Source organism: Cellulosilyticum sp. (assembly GCF_982396655.1).
This window is the reverse complement of sequence record NZ_CEVXFV010000003.1, coordinates 126384-146138: the sequence shown is the minus strand read 5'-3', so window position 1 is coordinate 146138 and position 19755 is coordinate 126384. Positions and strand designations below refer to the sequence as shown.

18 protein-coding genes and 1 other RNA gene are annotated in these 19755 nt (G+C 34.6%); 16 read left to right on the top strand and 3 right to left on the bottom strand.

Going from position 1 to position 19755, the window contains the following annotated elements:
* Positions 1–119 precede the first annotated feature (119 nt).
* The 7 genes from AC1VAQ_RS02525 to rnpB all read left to right on the top strand — a co-directional run bounded on the left by AC1VAQ_RS02525 (position 120) and on the right by rnpB (position 8005).
* Positions 120–1127 carry a deoxyguanosinetriphosphate triphosphohydrolase gene (locus AC1VAQ_RS02525; RefSeq protein WP_302595352.1) on the top strand — a complete coding sequence of 336 codons (1008 nt, stop codon included), beginning with the start codon at positions 120–122 and terminating at the stop codon, positions 1125–1127.
* A gap of 38 nt (positions 1128–1165) precedes the next feature.
* Positions 1166–2926 carry a DNA primase gene (gene dnaG, locus AC1VAQ_RS02520; RefSeq protein WP_302595354.1) on the top strand — a complete coding sequence of 587 codons (1761 nt, stop codon included), beginning with the start codon at positions 1166–1168 and terminating at the stop codon, positions 2924–2926.
* Between the two features lie 39 nt (positions 2927–2965).
* Positions 2966–4039: an RNA polymerase sigma factor RpoD gene (gene rpoD, locus AC1VAQ_RS02515; RefSeq protein WP_302595374.1), complete on the top strand. Its 1074-nt coding sequence runs from the start codon at positions 2966–2968 to the stop codon at positions 4037–4039.
* 116 nt (positions 4040–4155) lie between these two features.
* Positions 4156–4845: a tRNA (adenine(22)-N(1))-methyltransferase gene (locus AC1VAQ_RS02510; RefSeq protein ID WP_479903437.1), complete on the top strand. Its 690-nt coding sequence runs from the start codon at positions 4156–4158 to the stop codon at positions 4843–4845.
* Positions 4833–5933, top strand: coding sequence for a Nif3-like dinuclear metal center hexameric protein (locus AC1VAQ_RS02505; RefSeq protein WP_302595360.1), 1101 nt, complete (start codon positions 4833–4835; stop codon positions 5931–5933). Before AC1VAQ_RS02510 ends, AC1VAQ_RS02505 begins: the two co-directional genes overlap by 13 nt.
* A 17-nt stretch (positions 5934–5950) precedes the next feature.
* On the top strand, positions 5951–7606 hold the full coding sequence (locus AC1VAQ_RS02500) for a nucleoside kinase (RefSeq protein WP_302595362.1): 1656 nt from the start codon (positions 5951–5953) through the stop codon (positions 7604–7606).
* A gap of 47 nt (positions 7607–7653) precedes the next feature.
* Positions 7654–8005: RNase P RNA component class A (rnpB, locus tag AC1VAQ_RS02495), an RNA gene on the top strand.
* A gap of 69 nt (positions 8006–8074) precedes the next feature.
* Here rnpB and AC1VAQ_RS02490 read toward each other — a convergent pair.
* A complete protein-coding gene (locus AC1VAQ_RS02490) occupies positions 8075–9211 on the bottom strand; it encodes a mechanosensitive ion channel family protein (RefSeq protein WP_303243832.1) in 1137 nt (378 codons plus the stop codon).
* Positions 9212–9388: 177 nt separating this feature from the next.
* Between AC1VAQ_RS02490 and AC1VAQ_RS02485 the strand changes: the two genes are divergently transcribed.
* Genes AC1VAQ_RS02485 through AC1VAQ_RS02475 form a run of 3 tightly spaced genes read left to right on the top strand, consistent with a single transcriptional unit; the run spans position 9389 to position 11081 of the window.
* Positions 9389–9688 (top strand): hypothetical protein, encoded by a 300-nt coding sequence (locus tag AC1VAQ_RS02485; RefSeq protein WP_302596130.1) that lies wholly within the window; start codon positions 9389–9391, stop codon positions 9686–9688.
* Positions 9689–9703: 15 nt separating this feature from the next.
* Positions 9704–10618 carry a hypothetical protein gene (locus AC1VAQ_RS02480; protein WP_302596132.1) on the top strand — a complete coding sequence of 305 codons (915 nt, stop codon included), beginning with the start codon at positions 9704–9706 and terminating at the stop codon, positions 10616–10618.
* A complete protein-coding gene (locus tag AC1VAQ_RS02475) occupies positions 10608–11081 on the top strand; it encodes a GerW family sporulation protein (protein WP_303243831.1) in 474 nt (157 codons plus the stop codon). Before AC1VAQ_RS02480 ends, AC1VAQ_RS02475 begins: the two co-directional genes overlap by 11 nt.
* A 61-nt stretch (positions 11082–11142) precedes the next feature.
* On the opposite strand, the gene ychF is transcribed toward AC1VAQ_RS02475, so the two are convergent.
* Both ychF and AC1VAQ_RS02465 read right to left on the bottom strand, forming a co-directional pair.
* On the bottom strand, positions 11143–12237 hold the full coding sequence (ychF, locus tag AC1VAQ_RS02470; RefSeq protein WP_302596135.1) for a redox-regulated ATPase YchF: 1095 nt from the start codon (positions 12235–12237) through the stop codon (positions 11143–11145).
* Positions 12238–12358: 121 nt separating this feature from the next.
* On the bottom strand, positions 12359–12526 hold the full coding sequence (locus tag AC1VAQ_RS02465) for a hypothetical protein (RefSeq protein WP_302596137.1): 168 nt from the start codon (positions 12524–12526) through the stop codon (positions 12359–12361).
* Positions 12527–12634: 108 nt separating this feature from the next.
* Here AC1VAQ_RS02465 and lgt point away from each other — a divergent pair, with 108 nt between their 5' ends.
* From lgt to AC1VAQ_RS02435, 6 genes are all read left to right on the top strand, one after another.
* Positions 12635–13483: a prolipoprotein diacylglyceryl transferase gene (lgt, locus tag AC1VAQ_RS02460; RefSeq protein WP_302596139.1), complete on the top strand. Its 849-nt coding sequence runs from the start codon at positions 12635–12637 to the stop codon at positions 13481–13483.
* Positions 13484–13603: 120 nt separating this feature from the next.
* A complete protein-coding gene (locus AC1VAQ_RS02455; protein ID WP_303243830.1) occupies positions 13604–13765 on the top strand; it encodes a Spo0E family sporulation regulatory protein-aspartic acid phosphatase in 162 nt (53 codons plus the stop codon).
* 398 nt (positions 13766–14163) lie between these two features.
* Positions 14164–15099 (top strand): 16S rRNA (cytosine(1402)-N(4))-methyltransferase RsmH, encoded by a 936-nt coding sequence (gene rsmH, locus AC1VAQ_RS02450; protein ID WP_302596142.1) that lies wholly within the window; start codon positions 14164–14166, stop codon positions 15097–15099.
* A gap of 31 nt (positions 15100–15130) precedes the next feature.
* The gene (locus AC1VAQ_RS02445; protein ID WP_302596143.1) at positions 15131–15562 is read left to right on the top strand and encodes a hypothetical protein; all 432 of its coding nucleotides are present in this window, start codon (positions 15131–15133) and stop codon (positions 15560–15562) included.
* Positions 15563–15576: 14 nt separating this feature from the next.
* Entirely contained in the window at positions 15577–17721 is a 2145-nt protein-coding gene (locus tag AC1VAQ_RS02440; RefSeq protein ID WP_302596145.1) for a penicillin-binding transpeptidase domain-containing protein, read from the top strand.
* Between the two features lie 66 nt (positions 17722–17787).
* A complete protein-coding gene (locus AC1VAQ_RS02435) occupies positions 17788–19737 on the top strand; it encodes a penicillin-binding transpeptidase domain-containing protein (RefSeq protein WP_302596148.1) in 1950 nt (649 codons plus the stop codon).
* Positions 19738–19755 lie beyond the last annotated feature (18 nt).

The window sequence follows — 19755 nt, the reverse complement described above, 5'->3', positions numbered from 1 at the left end:
ATAATGCATAAAAAAAGCTTGTGTTAAATGTATAAATTAACTAGTTTTAACAAAAATATAATTTTATAAAGGAAATATGTATTTTGTGTCGTATTTATATAATATGTGGGGTGATGCATATGTGCTATAGACAAGAGCAAGAAAAAATTGAAGAGATGTTACTTAGTAAAGTAGCCATGCAAAGTATACACTCTAGAGGAAGAGTTGTAGAAGAAGCACCTTGTGAAATTCGTACGGCTTTTCAAAGAGACCGTGATCGCATATTACACTCAAAGACTTTTAGAAGACTTGCACAGAAAACACAGGTTTTTATATTGCCAGAAGGTGATCACTACAGAACAAGGCTTACCCATACACTAGAGGTTTCTCAAATAGCAAGAACAATTGCAAGAGCCCTTCGTTTAAATGAAGATTTAACAGAAGCAATTGCTTTAGGACATGACTTAGGACATACACCTTTTGGTCATACAGGTGAGCATAGTTTACAAGAAGTAACAAATGGTGAATTTGTACATAACAAACAAAGTTTACGTGTTGTGGAGCGACTTGAAAACAATGGACAAGGACTAAATTTGACTTTTGAGGTCAGAGATGGTATTCTAAATCACCCAACAAAAGGAAAGCCTTCAACTGTAGAAGGAAAAGTAGTCCAATTGGCTGATAAAATTGCTTATATTAACCATGATATTGATGATGCTATTCGTGGCAGGGTATTAAAGTTAGAAGATATTCCTAAAATATATACGGATATATTAGGAGAGACTTCAAGTGAGCGTATTTATACGTTGATTACAGATATTGTTACCCAGAGCAGGGAAAAATCAGAAATTATTATGAGTGATGAAGTCAGAAAGGCCTTTTATGCCTTGAGGGCATTCTTGTTTGAACGGGTTTATATTGGTTCATCAGCTAAAGAACAAGAAGACAAGGCAAAGCAAGTTGTATATAGATTGTATGAGTATTATATCAAAAATCTTGATAAATTACCTCCGTTATATAAGCAGCAGCTTAAGAAGGGGGATTTGGAAATACAAATCGTCTGTGATTATATTGCTGGAATGACGGATCGTTATGCCATTCATCAGTATATGGATTTGTTTTTCCCAAAATCATGGCAAGTCTATTAAAATCTGTTTAAAAACAAGTATAGAAAGAAGGAGAGTAGATGTTATATCCAGAACATGTCATAGAAGAAATTAGAGAAAAAAGCGATATTGTATCTATTATCTCCGAATACACAACCTTAACTAAGAAGGGCAGTTCTTATACAGGATTATGCCCTTTTCACAATGAAAAAACACCTTCTTTTTCTGTAAGTGAAGATAAACAGCTTTATTATTGTTTTGGTTGTGGGGCAGGAGGCAATGTCATTACTTTTGTGATGCAAAAAGAAAATATGACTTTCGTAGAAGCTTTAAAATATTTAGCAGAAAGAGAGCATATTAAATTAGATGAAGAATATTTATCTGAAGAGGAAATGGCAAAGAATCATAAACGTGTACAACTTTTAGAAGTTCTAAAAGAAAGTGCAAGGTTCTTTCATTATACATTAAGAGATGAAAGCCATAAAGAAGTCTTAGAATACTTGACAGGTCGTGGGCTTTCTATGGAGACTATTAAGCAATTTGGATTAGGTTACTCACCTAATGCATATACTAGCCTATACCATTATCTAAGTCAAAAAGGCTATAGCGATGAATTGCTGCTAGAATCTGGACTTGTTTTAAAAAGTAAAAATCAAGGCATGATTTATGACCGATTTGCAGGTAGAGTAATATTTCCTATCTTTGATGCCAGCAAAAAAGTGATTGCTTTCGGCGGACGTGTAATGGATGGAAGTATGCCAAAGTATTTGAACTCTCCAGAAAATGTTTTGTTTAATAAGAGTAATACGCTTTATGGATTACATGTGGCAAAAGCTACAAAAAGTGATTACTTTATTTTGGTAGAAGGTTATATGGATGTTATTGCCATGCATCAAGCAGGCTTTGACCAAACAGTTGCCTCCCTCGGGACAGCATTTACGCCACTTCATGCTAAAATATTAAAACGTTATACAAAACAAGTGGTCATTTTATATGACAGTGACAATGCAGGTAAGAATGCAGCATTACGCGCAATTCCAATTTTGCGTGGGGCTGGTCTTAAGGTAAAAGTCCTTCAACTACAAGGTGGTAAAGACCCCGATGAATATTTAAAGCAACATACAAAAGAAGAAGTGGAAAATTTAATTAGTGAAGCACCTTCAGATATTTGGTTTAAAGTAACCTATATTGAGGCACAGCATGATTTAAATCAACCAGAAGAACGTGTGAAATTTTTCCAAGAAGTCGCGTTAATGTTATCGGAAGCTGGTAGTAGTATAGAACAGTCTATTTATATGGAAGAGATTTGTAAGCAATATAATATAGATGAAGAAGCATTTAAGGCAGAGATGAATCAACATTATAAGAAGATTGTGCGCCCTAAGGTGCAGCTTCAAGAAGAAAAAACCCCTACTCATGTACAAAATGTTTTAAATAATGAAGTACTATTTTTAGCAACCCTTTATCATTACCCACAGATTGGGAAACGTGCGGCGGAGTTTATACAACCTGATATGTTTGAAGGACAGTTGCTACAAGATTTAGCAAAGGCTGTGTTTGAAGCATTGAAGAGTGGTGTGGATATTGATATGAATTATTTCACAACAAAATATCCAGAAGCAACAGATCAAAATATTATTTCCCACGTGGTTATTTTTAAAGATAAGCGCTATGAAGAGATTTCAGTCCTTCAAAAGATGGTAGCTGAGAATATTAAACGCCTAAGTAGTGGGTATATTGAGAAAAGACTAAAAACAACAACAGACCCAAACGAGTTACAAAATCTACTATTTCAAAAAAAGGAACTTGACAAGTTGTATATTGATTTTATAAATGGTTAGAATAGTAGACAGGAGAAAGGATTGATAATAGTGAAAGATATAGCAGAACAGAAGCTAGCATTTAAGGCGAAGCTCGATCAACTTATAAATATTGCTAAAGAGAAAAAAGGTGTTTTAGAGCAGGATGATATTAATGACGTTTTCTCAGATATGGAGCTTGAACCTAGCAAAATAGAACAAATTTATGATTATCTTGAAACACAGAATATTGATGTAATTGGTAATTTAAATGAAATCGAAGTTGATGATACAGATATCGATTTTAGTAATTTACCAGATGGTATCAGCATTGATGACCCTGTACGTATGTACCTTAAGGAAATCGGTAAAGTACCACTTCTTTCTGCGGAAGAAGAAATCGTCCTTGCTCAAAGAATGCAAGAAGGCGACCAAGAAGCTAAGAAAAAATTAGCTGAAGCCAACCTTAGACTTGTTGTAAGTATTGCAAAACGTTATGTAGGACGTGGCATGCTGTTCTTAGACCTTATTCAAGAAGGAAATTTAGGTTTAATTAAAGCCGTTGAAAAATTTGACTATACAAAAGGATTTAAATTCAGTACTTATGCAACATGGTGGATTCGCCAAGCTATTACGAGAGCTATTGCCGATCAAGCACGTACGATTCGTATTCCAGTCCACATGGTGGAAACAATTAATAAATTAATGCGTGTTTCACGTCAACTTCTCCAAGAATTAGGTCGTGACCCACAACCAGAAGAAATTGCAAAACGTATGGAAATGCCAGTTTCTAAAGTACGTGAGATTATGAAAATTTCTCAAGAACCAGTTTCACTTGAAACACCTATTGGTGAAGAAGAAGATAGCCACTTAGGTGACTTTATTCCAGATGAAGATATTCCAGTACCAGCAGAAGCGGCTGCATTCACTTTATTAAAAGAACAACTTATTGAAGTATTAGATACATTAACAGAGAGAGAACAAAAAGTATTACGTTTACGTTTTGGTCTTGATGATGGTCGTGCACGTACACTTGAAGAAGTAGGTAAAGAGTTTAGTGTAACAAGAGAGCGTATTCGTCAAATTGAAGCGAAAGCGCTTAGAAAGCTTAGACATCCAAGTCGTAGTAAAAAACTCAAAGACTATTTAGAATAAGAATAAATATTATGATAGAAGTTGTCTTTATAGCCAACTTCTATTGTTGTCTATAAGGATATTATAAAAGGCTACATAGCCGCTTAGAAAGATTTAAGTATAACAAGAGGTGAAACATGCAATTATCAAATCGTTTAGCAACACTTACAAAATATGTGCCACAAGGTAGCAGTGTGATTGATGTAGGAACAGATCATGCCTATGTACCTATTTATTTAATTAAAAATAATATAGTAACAAGCTGTATGGCAACGGATATTAATAAAGGGCCTCTTGTAAAGGCACAGCAAAATATAGACAAGTACCGTATTTCGAATATTAGACTTAAGCAAACAAGTGGTCTTCAAGGTATTACAGAAGAAGATGGTAATGTGATTATGATTTCAGGAATGGGTGGTTATCTCATTATTGATATTTTAAAAGCGGCTATGCCAGTCGTAAAAGCCGCTGAGCGTCTTATTTTACAGCCTCAACAGGATATTGATCAGGTAAGAAAATTTTTACATGACAATGATTTTAAAATTGTAACAGAAGATTTTGCCAAAGATGATGATAAATACTATACAATTTTAGTTGTAGAAAAAGGCAAAGAAGCTTATGATAAAGAATATGAATATCTTTTTGGTAAATGTCTTATTGAAAAGAAATTACCATTATTTAAAGAATGGCTTACAAAGAAAATGAAAAAACTTGAAGAGATTAAAAGTCATTTAAAAGAAAAGCAAGGTGAACAACCAGCAGCTAGAATGATAGAATTAGAGAAAGAAATCGCACAAATAAAAGAGGTGATTGGATGCCTAAGTTAAAAGAAATTATAAAGGTGCTAGAAACACTGGCACCATGTAACTTAGCTGAAAGCTGGGATAATGTAGGACTTATGGTAGGCAGTCGTGAAGTAGAAGTAGAAAAAGTACTATGTGCTTTAGATGTAAATGAAGAAGTTGTAGATGAAGCTATAAAACAAGGTGCAAAGTGTATTGTAAGCCATCATCCATTTTTCTTTGCACCTATGAAAAATTTAAATTTAGATAGCAGCAAAGGGAAGATGATTAAGAAACTCATTCAAAATGACATTGCAGTCTATAGTATGCATACGAATTATGATATTGCAAAAGGTGGCCTAAATGATTATCTCTGTGAGCTTCTTGGACTTGAAAATTTGGAAATACTTGCTGTGACAGGCAGTCGCAGTTTTTGTAAGGTGGCCATTTATGTACCAGTGACACATTTAGAAGCTGTACGTCGAGAGATTGTAGCAGTAAATAGTTGTAAAATAGGTGATTACAAAGGATGTACCTTTAGTAGCAATGGTGAAGGGACATTTATGCCATTAGAAGGAAGTAAACCATTTATAGGTACACAGGGAGTACTTGAAAAGGTCGCTGAAAATAAAATCGAATTTATGGCCTATAAAGATGAAGTAAGTACATTGATGGAAAAAATTAAGGTTGTGCACCCTTATGAAGAAGTTGCCTATGATGTATATGACCTAGTTCATCTGAGTGAACCTTATGGTGTAGGGAGAGTAGGGTGCTGTAAGGAAGCTATAAGCTTTGAAGATTTCATAAGTGAAATTAAAAAGGTATTTCAAATCCCTTATGTGCGTATTACTGAGCAGTATCAGAAACCTATTCGTAGGGTAGCAATTTGTTCAGGAAGTGGCAGTGAGTATATCAAAGTAGCAGCTCGTAAGGCCGATGTATATATTACAGGTGATATGCAATTTCATAAAGGTCAGATGGCAAAGGAAATGGGCATTCCAGTAATTGACATAGGGCACTATGCTTCTGAAAATATTGCTATGCAGCATATCAGTAGTTATTTAAAAGAAAATCTAAAGACATTAGAAGTAGTTTGTTCAAATGTAAATGGAGAAACTTTAATGATTAAATAATGTAGGGGGAATTTCAAATGACAAAGGTAAAAGTGCAGTTTAAAAGCGGTGAGGTATTAGAAGTTCAAAAAGGTACTACTTTAGGAGAAGTTGCAGATAAGATGCAAAGTCAATATGCTTATCCTATCATGTTAGGAGAAGCAGGACATAATCTAAAAGAACTTTCTTCTAAAGTAGAGACAGACTTAAATAATTTTAGATTCATTGATTTAAGTGAAAAAGATGGGATGCGTGTCTATCAACGCAGTACGACGTTTTTGCTTATTGCAGCAGCTAAACGTATTGTACCAGAGTGCCACATTTTAGTTAATCACCATATTACAGGTGGGTATTTCTGTGAATTTACAAATGAAAGTTATTGTACAGAAGACAATATTAAAGCAATTGAATTTGAAATGAAAAAAATGGTAGCTCAAGAATTACCAATTGAAAAGTCAATTATGAGCATTGCCGAGGCGATGCCGTACTTTAAGGCTCATGGTCAAGAAGATAAGATTAAGCTTTTTAAATACCGTCGAACTTCTACAATTAATATGTATACGCTAGATGGGGTAAAAGATTATTTTTATGGTTATATGCTACGTAATACGAGAGATATTAAACTTTTTAAACTGATTCCTTATGCCTATGGATTTATTTTACAATTCCCAGATGAAAAGAATCCAAATGTATTGCCAGAATTCAAATCACAGCCTAAGCTTTCAAATATTTTTAGAGAATCAGAAAAATGGGCACGTATTCTAGGTGTAGATATGGTGGGTGCATTAAATGATGTGATTGCATCAGGTAAAACAGATGAACTCATTAAGATTTCAGAAGCACTTCATGAGAAGAAAATTGCGAGCATTGCGGATAAGATTGCTGAAAAAGGTGCTGTAAAGTTGGTGCTTATTGCTGGACCTTCATCTTCTGGTAAAACTACGTTTGCTAAAAGACTTTGTGTACAGCTTCGCGTTAACGGAATGAAACCACATTTGATATCTATAGATGACTATTTTGTAGATCGTGAGCATACGCCAAGAGATGAAGAGGGAAAATACGATTTTGAGGCATTAGAAGCAATAGATATCGATTTATTCAATGAACATATGAAGAAGCTTATTGCAGGTGAGACGGTAGAAATTCCTACATTTAATTTTGTGTTAGGACAAAGAGAATACAAAGGCAATAAAATGCATTTAGGTGAAGAAGATATTCTTGTAATAGAAGGCATTCATGGTTTAAATGAGAAGCTGAGTTATGCTATTCCAAAGGAAAATAAATATAAAGTTTATGTAAGTTGTTTAACGCAGCTCAACATAGATGAACACAATCGTATTCCTACAACAGATACAAGGCTGATTAGACGTATGGTGAGGGATAATGCCTATCGCGGGACTTCGCCAGAAGTAACATTAGAGCGTTGGGCTTCTGTAAGACGAGGAGAGGAAAAAAATATTTTTCCATTTCAAGAAGAAGCAGATGTCATGTTTAATACCGTACTTATATATGAATTAGCGGCCTTAAAAGCTAAAGCAGAACCACTTTTGTTTAGAGTAGGATACGATTCACCTTATTATACAGAGGCAAAGCGTATTTTAAAATTCTTTGAATACTTTTTAGTGATGGATAGTTCAGAGATTCCTACAAATTCATTATTGCGAGAGTTTGTAGGAGGCAGTTCTTTTGAATAAGCCCTAGTTGACAAGAATCTAAAAATAAATTATACTAAATGAGCTGTTAAGTAAATCAGACAGTCGCACGTATCAGTTCGAAAGAAGATACTTGAGGAACGTCCGGGCTCCGCAGAGCAAGGTGCTGGGTAATACCCAGTGGAGGCAACTCTAAGGATAGTGCAACAGAAATAAACCACCTACCGCATAGGTAGGTAAGGGTGGAAAGGCGAGGTAAGAGCTCACCGTCCCCTAGGTGACTAGGGGAGCCATGTAAACCCCACCTGGAGCAAGACCGTATAGAAAGACGCTAATAGTGGCTCGCTAGTCTTTGGGTAGGTCGCTAGAGTCAATAGGTAACTATTGGCGTAGATAGATGACTGTTTAATACAGAACCCGGCTTATAGATTTGGTTAACACAAAAAAGCTTAAGGCATATGCCTTAAGCTTTTTTAATATACAAATTAAATTTTATTATTTGTTTAGAAGTTAATTAGATTGCTTTTGCATATAAAGTGTTTGAGTAGGAAAGGCAATTGTAACACCTAATTCTTCACAAAGCTTGAGAATTTCTAGGTTAATACGTTCCTTTACTTCTAAATAAGGTGCATAACTTGTATGCATAGAAAAATAAAGAATTTGGATATTAAGGGCATAATCGCCGAAGTTTTCAAAAGCAACAATATAAGTTTCATTTTCTACATCAGGATCTTTTTTGAGAATTTCTTTAATTCTTGACATACATAAGTTTAAATCTTTAATAGAAGTATTATAGTCAATGCCTAAGTCGAATTTAACACGACGTTTTTCCATACGCGTCCAGTTAATAAGGTTTGCATTACTGATTTGCGCATTAGGAATAACAACTTGACCTTGGGTAAAAGTACGTAGTCTTGTACTCCTAAAGCTGATATCTTCAACAACACCTTCAAGACCAATAATTTCAATCCAGTCACCAATTACAAAAGGTTTATCGAGCATAAGTAATAAGCCGGAGAAAATATTTGAGAGGGCATCTTTAGAAACATAGGCTACTGCAACCCCTCCAATTCCTACACCTGTGAGAACGGTAGGAAGTTTGTCAAAGATAAAGCTAAGAGAAATAAAACCACCTATGATTACAATGGCTGCACGTGTCATACGACAAGTAAAACGAAGAAATAAAGAGTTATCTATAAATGGTAACTTGAGATTTAAACTATTAAGAAATTCTTCGTAGATATGTGCTAGAAGATATAAAATCCAGGTGATAAATGCAACTGTCAGTGCAGCATAAAGTTTAGTAAGCATTTTAAAAGGAATAATGCTAATAGGAATGCTAATAAACCAAAAAGACTCTACTGTAATGCTGTTGTAAATTACAAGTGGAGAAATTGCTAACGCAATATAAAGACCTGTAGTCAAAAATAAATAATTAAAAGGTTTTTGTAACTTATCAAAATGACTGGAATCAATACGTGTACTTTTAATTTCAATGCGTGAAACTAATCGGACCATTAAACGGCTTAGTAAGCGATGGCAGATTAAAAAAGCAATAAGTAAGAAAAGGCTAGCAGCCAGTCTAATATACAATGAGTTATGTGAGAAGTTAGTGAAAAAATCGTTTATAGTTAATCCTTCTGTCATAGTTAATCCTTTCTATTTTTTGAATATAGATTTAGTAGTTATAAAAATAACCTCATGTTATTATATACGTAAGTAGAAGAAAATAAAAGGTAAATTTCAAGCAAAAAAAAATATAATATGGTATAATATAACAAGTTACTGTGAATAGTATAAAAGTAAAATAATTAAGGAAAAGGCATGCCAATGAGAATATCAAAGTATATATGGATTGATGAAAAAGTAAAATGGAATAAATGGCAGACGATGCGCCTTAAACTTTATAATAAGTGCAGTGTAGATGGCTATATCATTTGTACTGGGAGTAAGAAGCAGTGGTTATTTGAAATATTAGAACCACATCAAATAAAACAGCAACATGAAAAGTGCTATGCGGTGGGTATAGCGCACTCAAAAAAAGCTGCAGTAGCTCAAGTAGCAGTGCTGATTGATGCCATTTATAATCAAAAAGCGCAAGATTATGAAAGCCTAAAAACATAAGAGAAGAGGTGTATAATGAGTATTTTATGGCTAATAATAAAAATAATCCTTGTTGTACTCTTAGCACTTCTCATCCTACTTATTTTAGGGTTACTTATTATACTTATATGCCCTATTTCATATGAAGTGTATCTAGAAAAATATGATGAACTTATATATGATATTAAGTTCACGTATTTAGGTTTGATTCGTGGACGCTTTTGTCTAGAAAAAGATTATAAAAAACATGAAATTAAGGCTTTTGGAAAGCTGCTTTATGAAGGTGAGATTGAAGAAGCTGAGAAAGAACAAGCCTCTACAAGGAAGCATCCTAAAGCGCATGAAACAAATAAAGGCCCAAAGGATGAAATTTCTAAAAAGGCATTACAGCCTATGAAGAAGCAAGCACAAAAGAGTATGCAGGAAAAAACAAAAGTTAAGCAAACTAGGCCTAGTCATGACGTAAATGAAGAAGAAATTGATACGCCAGTGATGGAAGATATCCAGGAAACTAGTGAAGAAGCAGTTCATAAGGTTACAAATGAGACAAAAAGTTTTGCTAAGAATTTAGATAGACACCAAATTAAAGAACTTCTTTTTGAAAAAAATTTTTGGAGGCTTATAAAGGAAGTTTGGTATGTTGTAAAAAGCATTATCAAATATATTTTACCCAGAGAGTGGTCATATGAAGTAATCATAGGTGGCCAGGACCCTGCACAGACAGGAGAGTTAATTGCAAAACTTACAATGTTATATCCGCTATATTATAAGCATGGTATTGTAAAAGGTGATTTTGAAAGAAACGGCATATGGGGAGGCTTTTTAGCAAAGGGGAAATTTAACCTTTTTGGCATTTTAAAGCGTATTGTAATTTTCTTGTGCCGACCAGTAGTAAGAGAGTATATAAGACTTATATTAAGGATAAGAAAGGAAGAGAAAGATGGAAAATAAGATTAATAAAGATTTAAATGGATTAATGAGTCAACTAGAAAATTTTATTACAACAAAAACAGTAGTAGGAGAACCTATTCATATTGATAATACGATCTTAGTACCACTTGTAGATGTAAGTTTTGCAGCGGCTACAGGTTCTACAGAAAGTAATAATTTTACTGAACGTAGAAAAGAACGTGAAAAAAATGTAGAAGGTGGAAGTGGCGCTGGAGCTGGTGGTGTAGGTGCTAAAATTACACCTAGTGCAATGCTTGTTATTCAAAATGGTACAACACAACTTATTAATACAAGATCTCAAGATAGTATTACAAAGCTTATTGATATGATTCCAGGTCTTGTATCTAAAGCACCAGAGTTTGTATCACGTTTTACAGATCACAAAGGGACACAGAGCAAAGGACATAAGACAGAAAAAGCCTCTGCAGAGACTGAAGAAAAATATCATCAAATGGAAGACTAATAAAAAATGCTACTTCGTTTAATAGAGAAGTAGCATTTTTTATGATATCTTTAAGTGATTTTTATACGTTAAATCTGAAGAGAATGATATCACCATCTTGAACAACATATTCTTTACCTTCAAGACGAACAAGGCCTTTTTCTTTGGCAGCAGTGTAAGAACCACAAGCAACAAGGTCATCAAAGTTAACAACTTCTGCACGGATAAATCCTCTTTCAAAGTCAGAGTGGATTTTACCAGCAGCACCTGGTGCTTTAGTTCCTTTTGTAATTGTCCAAGCACGAACTTCTTGTGGACCAGCTGTAAGATAACTGATAAGACCAAGAAGCTTGTAGCTTGCTGCTACTAAACGATCAAAGCCTGTTGAATCAAGACCTAAATCTTGTAAGAAGATTGCTTTTTCTTCTTCATCAAGTTCAGAGAGTTCTTGTTCGATCTTAGCACAAATTACAAATGTTTCAGAACCTTCTGTAGCAGAAAATTCACGTACACGTTTTACATATTCATTTTCAATACCACCGATTAAATCATCTTCAGAGATATTTGCTGCATAAAGCATTGGTTTTGCAGTGATAAGACCAAGAGATGTGATAAAGGCATCTTTTTCTTCATCTTCACCTAAGAGTGTACGTGCAGCTTTACCAGATTCAAGTACACTATAGATTTCTTGTAAAATAGCAACTTCTGCAGCAACTGTTTTATCAGCTTTTGCAGCTTTAGCTGATTTTGCAATACGGCGTTCTAAAACGTCCATATCAGCGAAAGCAAGTTCTAAGTTGATTGTTTCGATATCACGGATTGGATCAACTACTTTATCAACATGAACAATATTTTCATCTTCGAAGCAACGTACAACTTGTACAATAGCATCTACTTCACGAATATGTGATAAGAATTGGTTTCCGAGACCTTCACCTTTACTAGCCCCTTTGATAAGACCAGCGATATCAACGAATTCTATAGCAGCAGGTAATACGCGTTGTGAGTTATTCATTTCACGTAATACTTCTAATCTTTTATCAGGTACAGCAACAACCCCTACGTTAGGTTCGATTGTACAGAATGGATAGTTTGCAGATTCTGCACCTGCTTTTGTAAGGGCATTAAATAAAGTACTTTTTCCTACGTTAGGAAGCCCTACGATTCCGAGTTTCATATGTTTCATCCTTCCTCATTTATTATTTCTTAAAATAATAAGTGGCTTTGATATGTTAGTTTTTTTAACATCCATAGTATAGTTTATCGCATAATAAATAAAACTGCAATAAAATGCAGTTTTATTTATTATGCGATAAACATAATCCTATTAAAAGTCCGATAAAAGTAGCAAGCCCTGTAATAACGGCTAGAGCAGTGTAGTCTAAACAAACAGGATAAAGTTCATCTATGTTTTCTGCTTCTTTTTGGCGTTGCACTGCGCGATAATGTCGTGCCTTTTGGCGCATCTTAACACCTCCTTTTAAGAGTAGTATAAGTGAAAATGAAAGATTTATACCTCATTTACATCAGGAGGCAAATGGCATATAATGAGAAAAAACAAAAGGAGGAGAATTATGCCAAATATATATTTTCCACATCTTAATTTATCATTTAATATTTCCCCTATAGCATTTAAGGTTTTTGGGGTGTCTATTTATTGGTATGGCATTATCATTACTTCTGGAATTATATTGGGAACCTTAATGGCAGTTTATATTGCAAAGAAAGAAAATGTAGATCCTGAAATTATGACAGATTTTGTACTGTATGATATTATTTTCGCATTGATAGGCGCAAGAGCTTATTATGTGCTATTTAATTGGGAGTATTATAGTACAAACCCTAAGCAAATTTTTAATATTAGACAAGGTGGTATTGCTATTTATGGTGCAATCATAATGTCATTAATTGTAGCTGTCATCTATACGAAATATAAGAAGATTTCATTTTGGAAGTTTACAGATATAGCAGTTTATGGATTGCTTGTAGGACAAATTATAGGACGCTATGGTAACTTTGTAAATAAAGAGGCTTTTGGCGGTTATACAGAAAATCCTTTAGCAATGCGTATTTTACAAAGTGAAGCGAAACTCCCTATTTCACAGGATGTATTAAATCATCTACAAACAGCATTTGGACAAACATATATTCAAGTACATCCAACATTCTTTTATGAATCATGCTGGAATATAGGCGTACTTATTTTGTTATTTGTCTACCGCAAATATCGTAAAGCATCAGGTGAATTATTTTTCCTTTATTTAGCGGGATATGGTGTGGGGCGTTTTTGGATTGAAGGTTTACGTACGGATCAATTAATTGTACCTGTAATTAACTTCCCAATTTCTCAAATAATCGCCATATTATCAGTAATTATGGGAATAATTGGTATGATGATTTGTCGAAGAAGGAAAAAAGTATAAATTTTCATACAAATTATACAAATAAATGTTGTTTTCTTCCATGTTATGTTTTATAATACCTCTATAGAGAAAAAATAAAAATATTTAAAATGTTTTGTTTTATTATTAAGGGGGATTAATATGAATAACAGAAAGAATAGCATTGCAGCTATGCAAGAAGCCTTAAATCGGCTCCTTGTAACATCAGGGCCTAAAGGGTGCAGAAGTGGTGCAGCTTATAAACTTAGTGTCCAGTTAGATAAAGAAATTGTAAAGTATTACAAAAATATGTCTAATCATTAGGCATGTCACATGTAGTATAAAATAATAAAGAAGCATTTATTAAGCATCTATTAAATGAAAGATTATACATTTAATGGGTGCTTTTTTGTATAGAAATAATGTGTAGCCTAGTAAAATGAACATTTGTTTAAATTTAACTTGAAATTTTATCCATAAAGTCATAAAATATAAGAAAATGGGTATCACTATACCCTTTTTGTTTAAAAGCTAAAAATGCTTCTAAATACTTGATTTATTTTGCCTTATATCTCAAGGTATATTCTTAGATTGAAAAAGACATAGTATTTATAGACATGAAAAATCGTATAGAAGTTGGGAGCAAAAGGAGATTAGTTATAATAAGGCAGCTTAAGGTGTCAACTAAGTAAATGGAATAGTTAGGAATTTAAGGTGATGAAATGAAGTTTGAACATGTATCAGTTTTATTGAATGAATGTATTGAAGGTTTAGCAATTAAACCTAATGGTACTTATGTAGATGGCACATTAGGTGGTGCTGGACATGCAAGTGTTGTATGTAGTCATTTATCAGAAGAAGGCCATTTTATTGGGATTGATCAAGATAACAATGCACTAGCAGTTTCTAGAGAGAGACTAAAAGATGTAAAAGCTAAAGTAAGTATTGTGAAAAGCAATTTTGAACAAACAGCAAGTGTATTAGAGTCTTTAGGTGTAGAGAAGATTGATGGTATGCTTATTGACCTTGGTGTATCTTCACATCAGTTAGATGAAGCAGACCGCGGTTTTTCATATATGCACGATGCACCACTTGATATGCGTATGAATCAAGATAGCAAATATAGTGCATATGATGTTGTTAATGAAATGCCAGAAGAAGAATTGTACCGTATTATTAAAGAATATGGTGAGGAACGTTGGGCAAAACGCGTGGCACAGTTTATAGTAGAAGAAAGAGCTAAGAAGCCTATTGTGACAACTTATGAACTTGTTGATGTTATCAAAAAAGCTATTCCTCAAGGTGCAAGAAAAGATGGTCCACATCCTGCAAAACGTACTTTCCAAGCTATTCGGATTGCAGTAAATCGCGAGCTTGAGATTATTGCGCCAACTATTGAAGATGTAGTTAGCAAGTTAGCATCAGGGGGAAGGCTATGTATTATTACTTTCCATTCATTAGAAGATCGTATTGTAAAACAAGCTTTTAGAAGATTAGAAAATCCATGTACTTGTGCAAAGGAATTTCCAGTTTGTGTTTGTGGCAAGCTGCCACAGGTAAAGGTCATTACACGTAAACCGATTTTACCTTTAGATGAGGAAATAGAGGTTAACCCACGTTCTAGAAGTGCAAAACTAAGGATTGTGGAAAAAATATAATTTTGAAGGGCCATCAATAAAGGGGGAGTGAATGATGGAAGAGAAGCTCAAAGGAAGTTATGGCTATCAATATGGTAGTACAGCACATGATTATGATGTACAATCGCCTTTGCAAACGCCTTCGCGTACACCTTCACGTAGAAATAAGCATGTAAAAAAAATAGATGTTGGATTTGCGTTGCACGTTTCTTTATGTGGACTCTTAGTTTTCTTAGGTTCATTTTTTTATATTCATCAATATGCTGAGTTTAGCGCAAGACAAAAAGAGTTAAGAGTTATTAAAAATGAAATTAGAGATACTAAAAGTAAAATTAGTTTAACAGAAGCTAAGATGTCTGAAAAACTTAATTTAGATTATATACGAGAGCGTGCGTCAAAGGAACTTGGTATGAGTGAGCCAATGGCACATCAAATCGTGTATATTGAATTACAAAAAGATAGTTATGTTGTATACGATCATTAGAAGTAGGTAAAAGTATGAAGAGACATAAGAAAAGAAAAAAGACTACCTTACCAGCTAGACCACGTATGAATGGTAGAATTCTTGTAATAGGTCTTTGTTTTATTTTTTGCATGTGCTTTTTATTTGGTAGGGTGGCGTATATACAAGCAGTGCATGGAGAAGAGTATAAAAAGGTTATTGCAAATCGTATGATTAATGGTGAGACAGATGTAGAGGCGCAACGTGGTGCGATTGTAGACCGTAATAATAAGACATTGGCAACAAGTGTCCTTGCTTATAACGTTATTTTAAGTCCTAAAGATGTTTTAACCATTACAGATGAAAATAAACGTCAAGAAATTTATGAAAAGTTAGCACCAGTAGTTGGAAAAACTGCTGAGGAGATTAAAAAGTTAGTAGAGGCAAATCCTACTTCAGGTTATAAAGTGTTGGCTAAAAATATTGACACTGAAGTAGGTGAGACAATTGGAGAATTAGGTGGGGTAAGTTTGGTGAAAACTTATATCCGCAAGTATCCAAAGGAAACATTAGCAGCACAGCTTCTTGGTTTTTATAATAAAGATGGTGTGGGACAATATGGTATTGAACAGCAGTATGAAACGTATTTAGCTGGTGTACCAGGACGTATCTTTTCTCAATATCAGGACTCTAAGATTGTAACGAAGGAAACACAAGAAGGTAAAGCCGGGGCAACGGTTAAGCTTACCGTAGATGAAATTATTCAGCAATATGTGCAAACAACTATGCGTAAGTATATTGAAGAATATGGTGCAGCAAATGCTTCTGCAACCATTATGAATCCGAATACAGGTGAAGTGTATGCGATGTATTCTTATCCTGAGTTTGATCCGAATCATTATAATGACTTAAGTATGCAGTTAGGTGAAGAGACTTGGGACAAGCTAACTGGTGAGCAGCAATATGAGAAACTTAATGCAGCATGGATTAATCGTGGGATTCAATATACATATGAGCCAGGTTCTACCTTTAAACCAATATTTGTAGCAGCAGCTTTGGATGAGGGTATTATAGATGGCACAGAAACTTATAATTGTACAGGTGCTATTACAGTAGCAGATACAAGGATTCCTTGCTGGAAAGCAGGTGGACATGGGGTACAAACGATAGAAGATGTACTCGCCAATTCTTGTAATGTAGGTATGATTGAAATCAGTAAAAAGATGGATTCAGAAGTTGTGCTTAATTATATCAAACGTTATGGCTTCGGAGCGAAAACATCTGTTAACTTGCCAGGTGATAATGCAGGTTTATTACATAGTAAGTTAGGTCCAGTTGAAAAGGCAACATATTCAATGGGACAAGGATTTACAGCAACACCCCTTCAACTTATTAATGCTTTTTCAGCAGTTGTTAATGGTGGATATCTTGTAGAACCTTATGTAGTATCAGAAATAAGGGATACCGATAATACAGTTTTATATGAACATGAAAGACGTGTGCGTGCACAGGTGATTTCTACAGAAACTTCTAAGAAAGTAGCTGCGTATATGAAGAAAGTAGTAGATACTGGAACAGGTAATGCAGCAGCTGTAAATGGCTATGATATTGGTGGTAAAACTGGTACGGCTCAAAAGTTAGGTCGTATAGAGGGGGATTATGTACTCTCTTTCATTGGTTATGCCCCAATTAATAATCCTCAAGTAGTAGGACTTATTACACTTGATAATATTCCAGAAGGAACAGGTGCACCAGCTAAAGCATTTAGTGAGATGATGGAAAATATTTTACCTTATCTTGAAATTGAACTTAGTGACAATGCGACAACAGATGAGGTGAAAACAAGTAGTATTCCAGATGTAAGTAACAAAGATATTTATACAGCAATCAATACGCTATTTGGTTCAGAATTAGACTATGAAGTTGTAGGTGTTGGAAATACAGTAACTTCTCAATACCCTAAAGCAGGAGAAACAGCTGTTAAGGGGGCGAAGATTAAGATATATGTTGAAACCCAAGATACTAAAAATGTGTTGGCTGTACCCAATATTATGGGAATGACCATAGAGGAAGCTAAAGCAGCACTGGGCGAGGACTTTGTACTTCAGGGCTCAGGTAGTGGCAAAATCACTAGTCAGATTCCACGTAGTGGAACTAAGATAGAAAAAAATAGCCAAGTTATTGTTAAAACAACTGAATAATGTCATAATGACCCCTCCTTTAAAATAAACTTTAGGTAAGACAACTTTTAAAGGAGGGGTTTTTGTATGTATAAAGGCATCTCAGTTTTACTGAAAAAAAGAATTCTTATTGTAATGGGCTGCTTTGCGTTAGGTTTTGTGGGCATGTCTATTCGCTTAGGGTATGTGCAAATAGCAGAGGGTAAAATGTTGGATGATAAAGCTTCAGAACAGCAAACAAGAGACCGTACCATTGCACCTACTAGAGGGATTATTTATGATAGAAATTTGGAGGTGCTTGCAAAGAGTGCTTCTGTTGCTACCATTGGTGTGGTACATGCCCAAATTGAAGACCCAGAGATGGTGGCAAAAGCTTTATCTGAACGTTTAGAGATGGACTATGATAAAGTTTACAAGAAGGTAACAAAGAAAGTAGCATTTGAAAGAATAGCAACGAAGGTAGACAAGAAAATAGCAGATGAAATAAGAGAACTTAATTTGCCAGGAGTTAAGGTTGATGAAGACTCTAAGAGGTATTATCCCTATAATACATTAGCATCTCAAACCCTTGGTTTTGTTGGAAAGGATAATCAGGGGATTATAGGTCTAGAGGTAAAATATGATAGCTATTTAAAAGGAACACCAGGAAAAATATTAATGGAGACAAACGGTAGTGGTGAAAGGAGAGAAGATGAAGCAGAGGTTAGGATTGATCCTAAGAATGGGGAGCATCTTGTGACAACGCTGGATATTACACTACAGGAATATGCCGAACAAGCTTTGGAACGTGTAGTGGCCATGAAGAATGCCAAACGTGGTGCGATTATTATGATGAATCCACAAAATGGTGAAATATATGCTTTAGCTGTAAAACCAGATTTTGACTTAAATGATCCTTTTACAATTAATAATGAAGAGCTTAAAAATAATTGGAGTATGTATACACAGAAGGAACAACAAGAATATCTTAATCAGATGTGGCGTAACTTTACGATTAATGATACATATGAACCAGGTTCAACCTTTAAAATTTTTACAGCGACGATGGGACTTGAAGAAAATGTAGTTGATGAAAATAGTAAATTCGTTTGTACAGGTAGCAAGGTGGTGGCAGGACGTACGATTAAATGTTGGCGTAGTCCGCGTTCACATGGTGATGAAACTTTTGTACAAGGTGTTCAAAATTCTTGCAATCCAGTTTTTATGGAAGTAGCAGAACGTATTGGGGCAAGTAAATTTTATGACTATATGATAAAGTTTGGATTCAAATCTAAGACCAATATTGACTTGCCTGGTGAAGCTATAGGTATTTTACATAGTAAGAGTAATATTGGGCCGGTAGAACTTGCCACAATGTCTTTCGGTCAATCTTTTCAAATCACACCTATGCAACTTTTAAGAGGTGCTTCGGCAGCTATTAATGGGGGGTATACTATTACACCTCATGTGGGAAAAGAAATAATTAATGATGCAGGAGAAGTGATAGAAACTTTTGATTATGGAAAAGGTGAACAAATTATTTCTACTGAAACTAGTGAAAGAATGAAGAAGATACTAGAAACTGTTGTTTCTGAAGGCGGCGGTAAGAAGGCGTATATTCCAGGTTATCGTATAGGTGGGAAGACCGCAACTTCTCAAAAATTACCTCGTGGTTCCGGCAAGTATACAGCATCATTTTTAGCATTTGCACCTGCAGAGGACCCACAAATCTTAGCACTTGTTATTATTGATGAGCCACAAGGTACTTACTATGGCGGTGTAATCGCAGGACCTGTTATGAATGAAATACTTTCTAACGCACTACCATACATAGGTATTGAACCTGTTTATAATGAAACAGAAAGTCAGCTAGAAGAAGTACAAACAATAACAGCACCTAACTTTGTAGGGCTTACATTAAAAGATGCAAAGGAACTTGCAAAGGAGCAGAGTATAACTATTGATGTAAATGGTGAAGGAGAAGAAGTTGGGGCACAATTTCCACTTGAAGGAGAAACAATGAATAAAACAAGTAAAATTATCCTTTATACCCATTAAGATGACTTTTTTATCACG

Coding starts and splice junctions, on each gene's coding strand:
- AC1VAQ_RS02455 (WP_303243830.1), top strand. CDS start 13,604: ATGAATAACAGAAAGAATAGCATTGCAGCTATGCAAGAAGCCTTAAAT.
- AC1VAQ_RS02445 (WP_302596143.1), top strand. CDS start 15,131: ATGATGGAAGAGAAGCTCAAAGGAAGTTATGGCTATCAATATGGTAGT.
- AC1VAQ_RS02500 (WP_302595362.1), top strand. CDS start 5,951: ATGACAAAGGTAAAAGTGCAGTTTAAAAGCGGTGAGGTATTAGAAGTT.
- AC1VAQ_RS02440 (WP_302596145.1), top strand. CDS start 15,577: ATGAAGAGACATAAGAAAAGAAAAAAGACTACCTTACCAGCTAGACCA.
- lgt (WP_302596139.1), top strand. CDS start 12,635: ATGCCAAATATATATTTTCCACATCTTAATTTATCATTTAATATTTCC.
- AC1VAQ_RS02475 (WP_303243831.1), top strand. CDS start 10,608: ATGGAAAATAAGATTAATAAAGATTTAAATGGATTAATGAGTCAACTA.
- dnaG (WP_302595354.1), top strand. CDS start 1,166: ATGTTATATCCAGAACATGTCATAGAAGAAATTAGAGAAAAAAGCGAT.
- AC1VAQ_RS02510 (WP_479903437.1), top strand. CDS start 4,156: ATGCAATTATCAAATCGTTTAGCAACACTTACAAAATATGTGCCACAA.
- AC1VAQ_RS02480 (WP_302596132.1), top strand. CDS start 9,704: ATGAGTATTTTATGGCTAATAATAAAAATAATCCTTGTTGTACTCTTA.
- AC1VAQ_RS02465 (WP_302596137.1), bottom strand. CDS start 12,526: ATGCGCCAAAAGGCACGACATTATCGCGCAGTGCAACGCCAAAAAGAA.
- AC1VAQ_RS02505 (WP_302595360.1), top strand. CDS start 4,833: ATGCCTAAGTTAAAAGAAATTATAAAGGTGCTAGAAACACTGGCACCA.
- rsmH (WP_302596142.1), top strand. CDS start 14,164: ATGAAGTTTGAACATGTATCAGTTTTATTGAATGAATGTATTGAAGGT.
- ychF (WP_302596135.1), bottom strand. CDS start 12,237: ATGAAACTCGGAATCGTAGGGCTTCCTAACGTAGGAAAAAGTACTTTA.
- AC1VAQ_RS02525 (WP_302595352.1), top strand. CDS start 120: ATGTGCTATAGACAAGAGCAAGAAAAAATTGAAGAGATGTTACTTAGT.
- AC1VAQ_RS02490 (WP_303243832.1), bottom strand. CDS start 9,211: ATGACAGAAGGATTAACTATAAACGATTTTTTCACTAACTTCTCACAT.
- AC1VAQ_RS02485 (WP_302596130.1), top strand. CDS start 9,389: ATGCCAATGAGAATATCAAAGTATATATGGATTGATGAAAAAGTAAAA.
- AC1VAQ_RS02435 (WP_302596148.1), top strand. CDS start 17,788: ATGTATAAAGGCATCTCAGTTTTACTGAAAAAAAGAATTCTTATTGTA.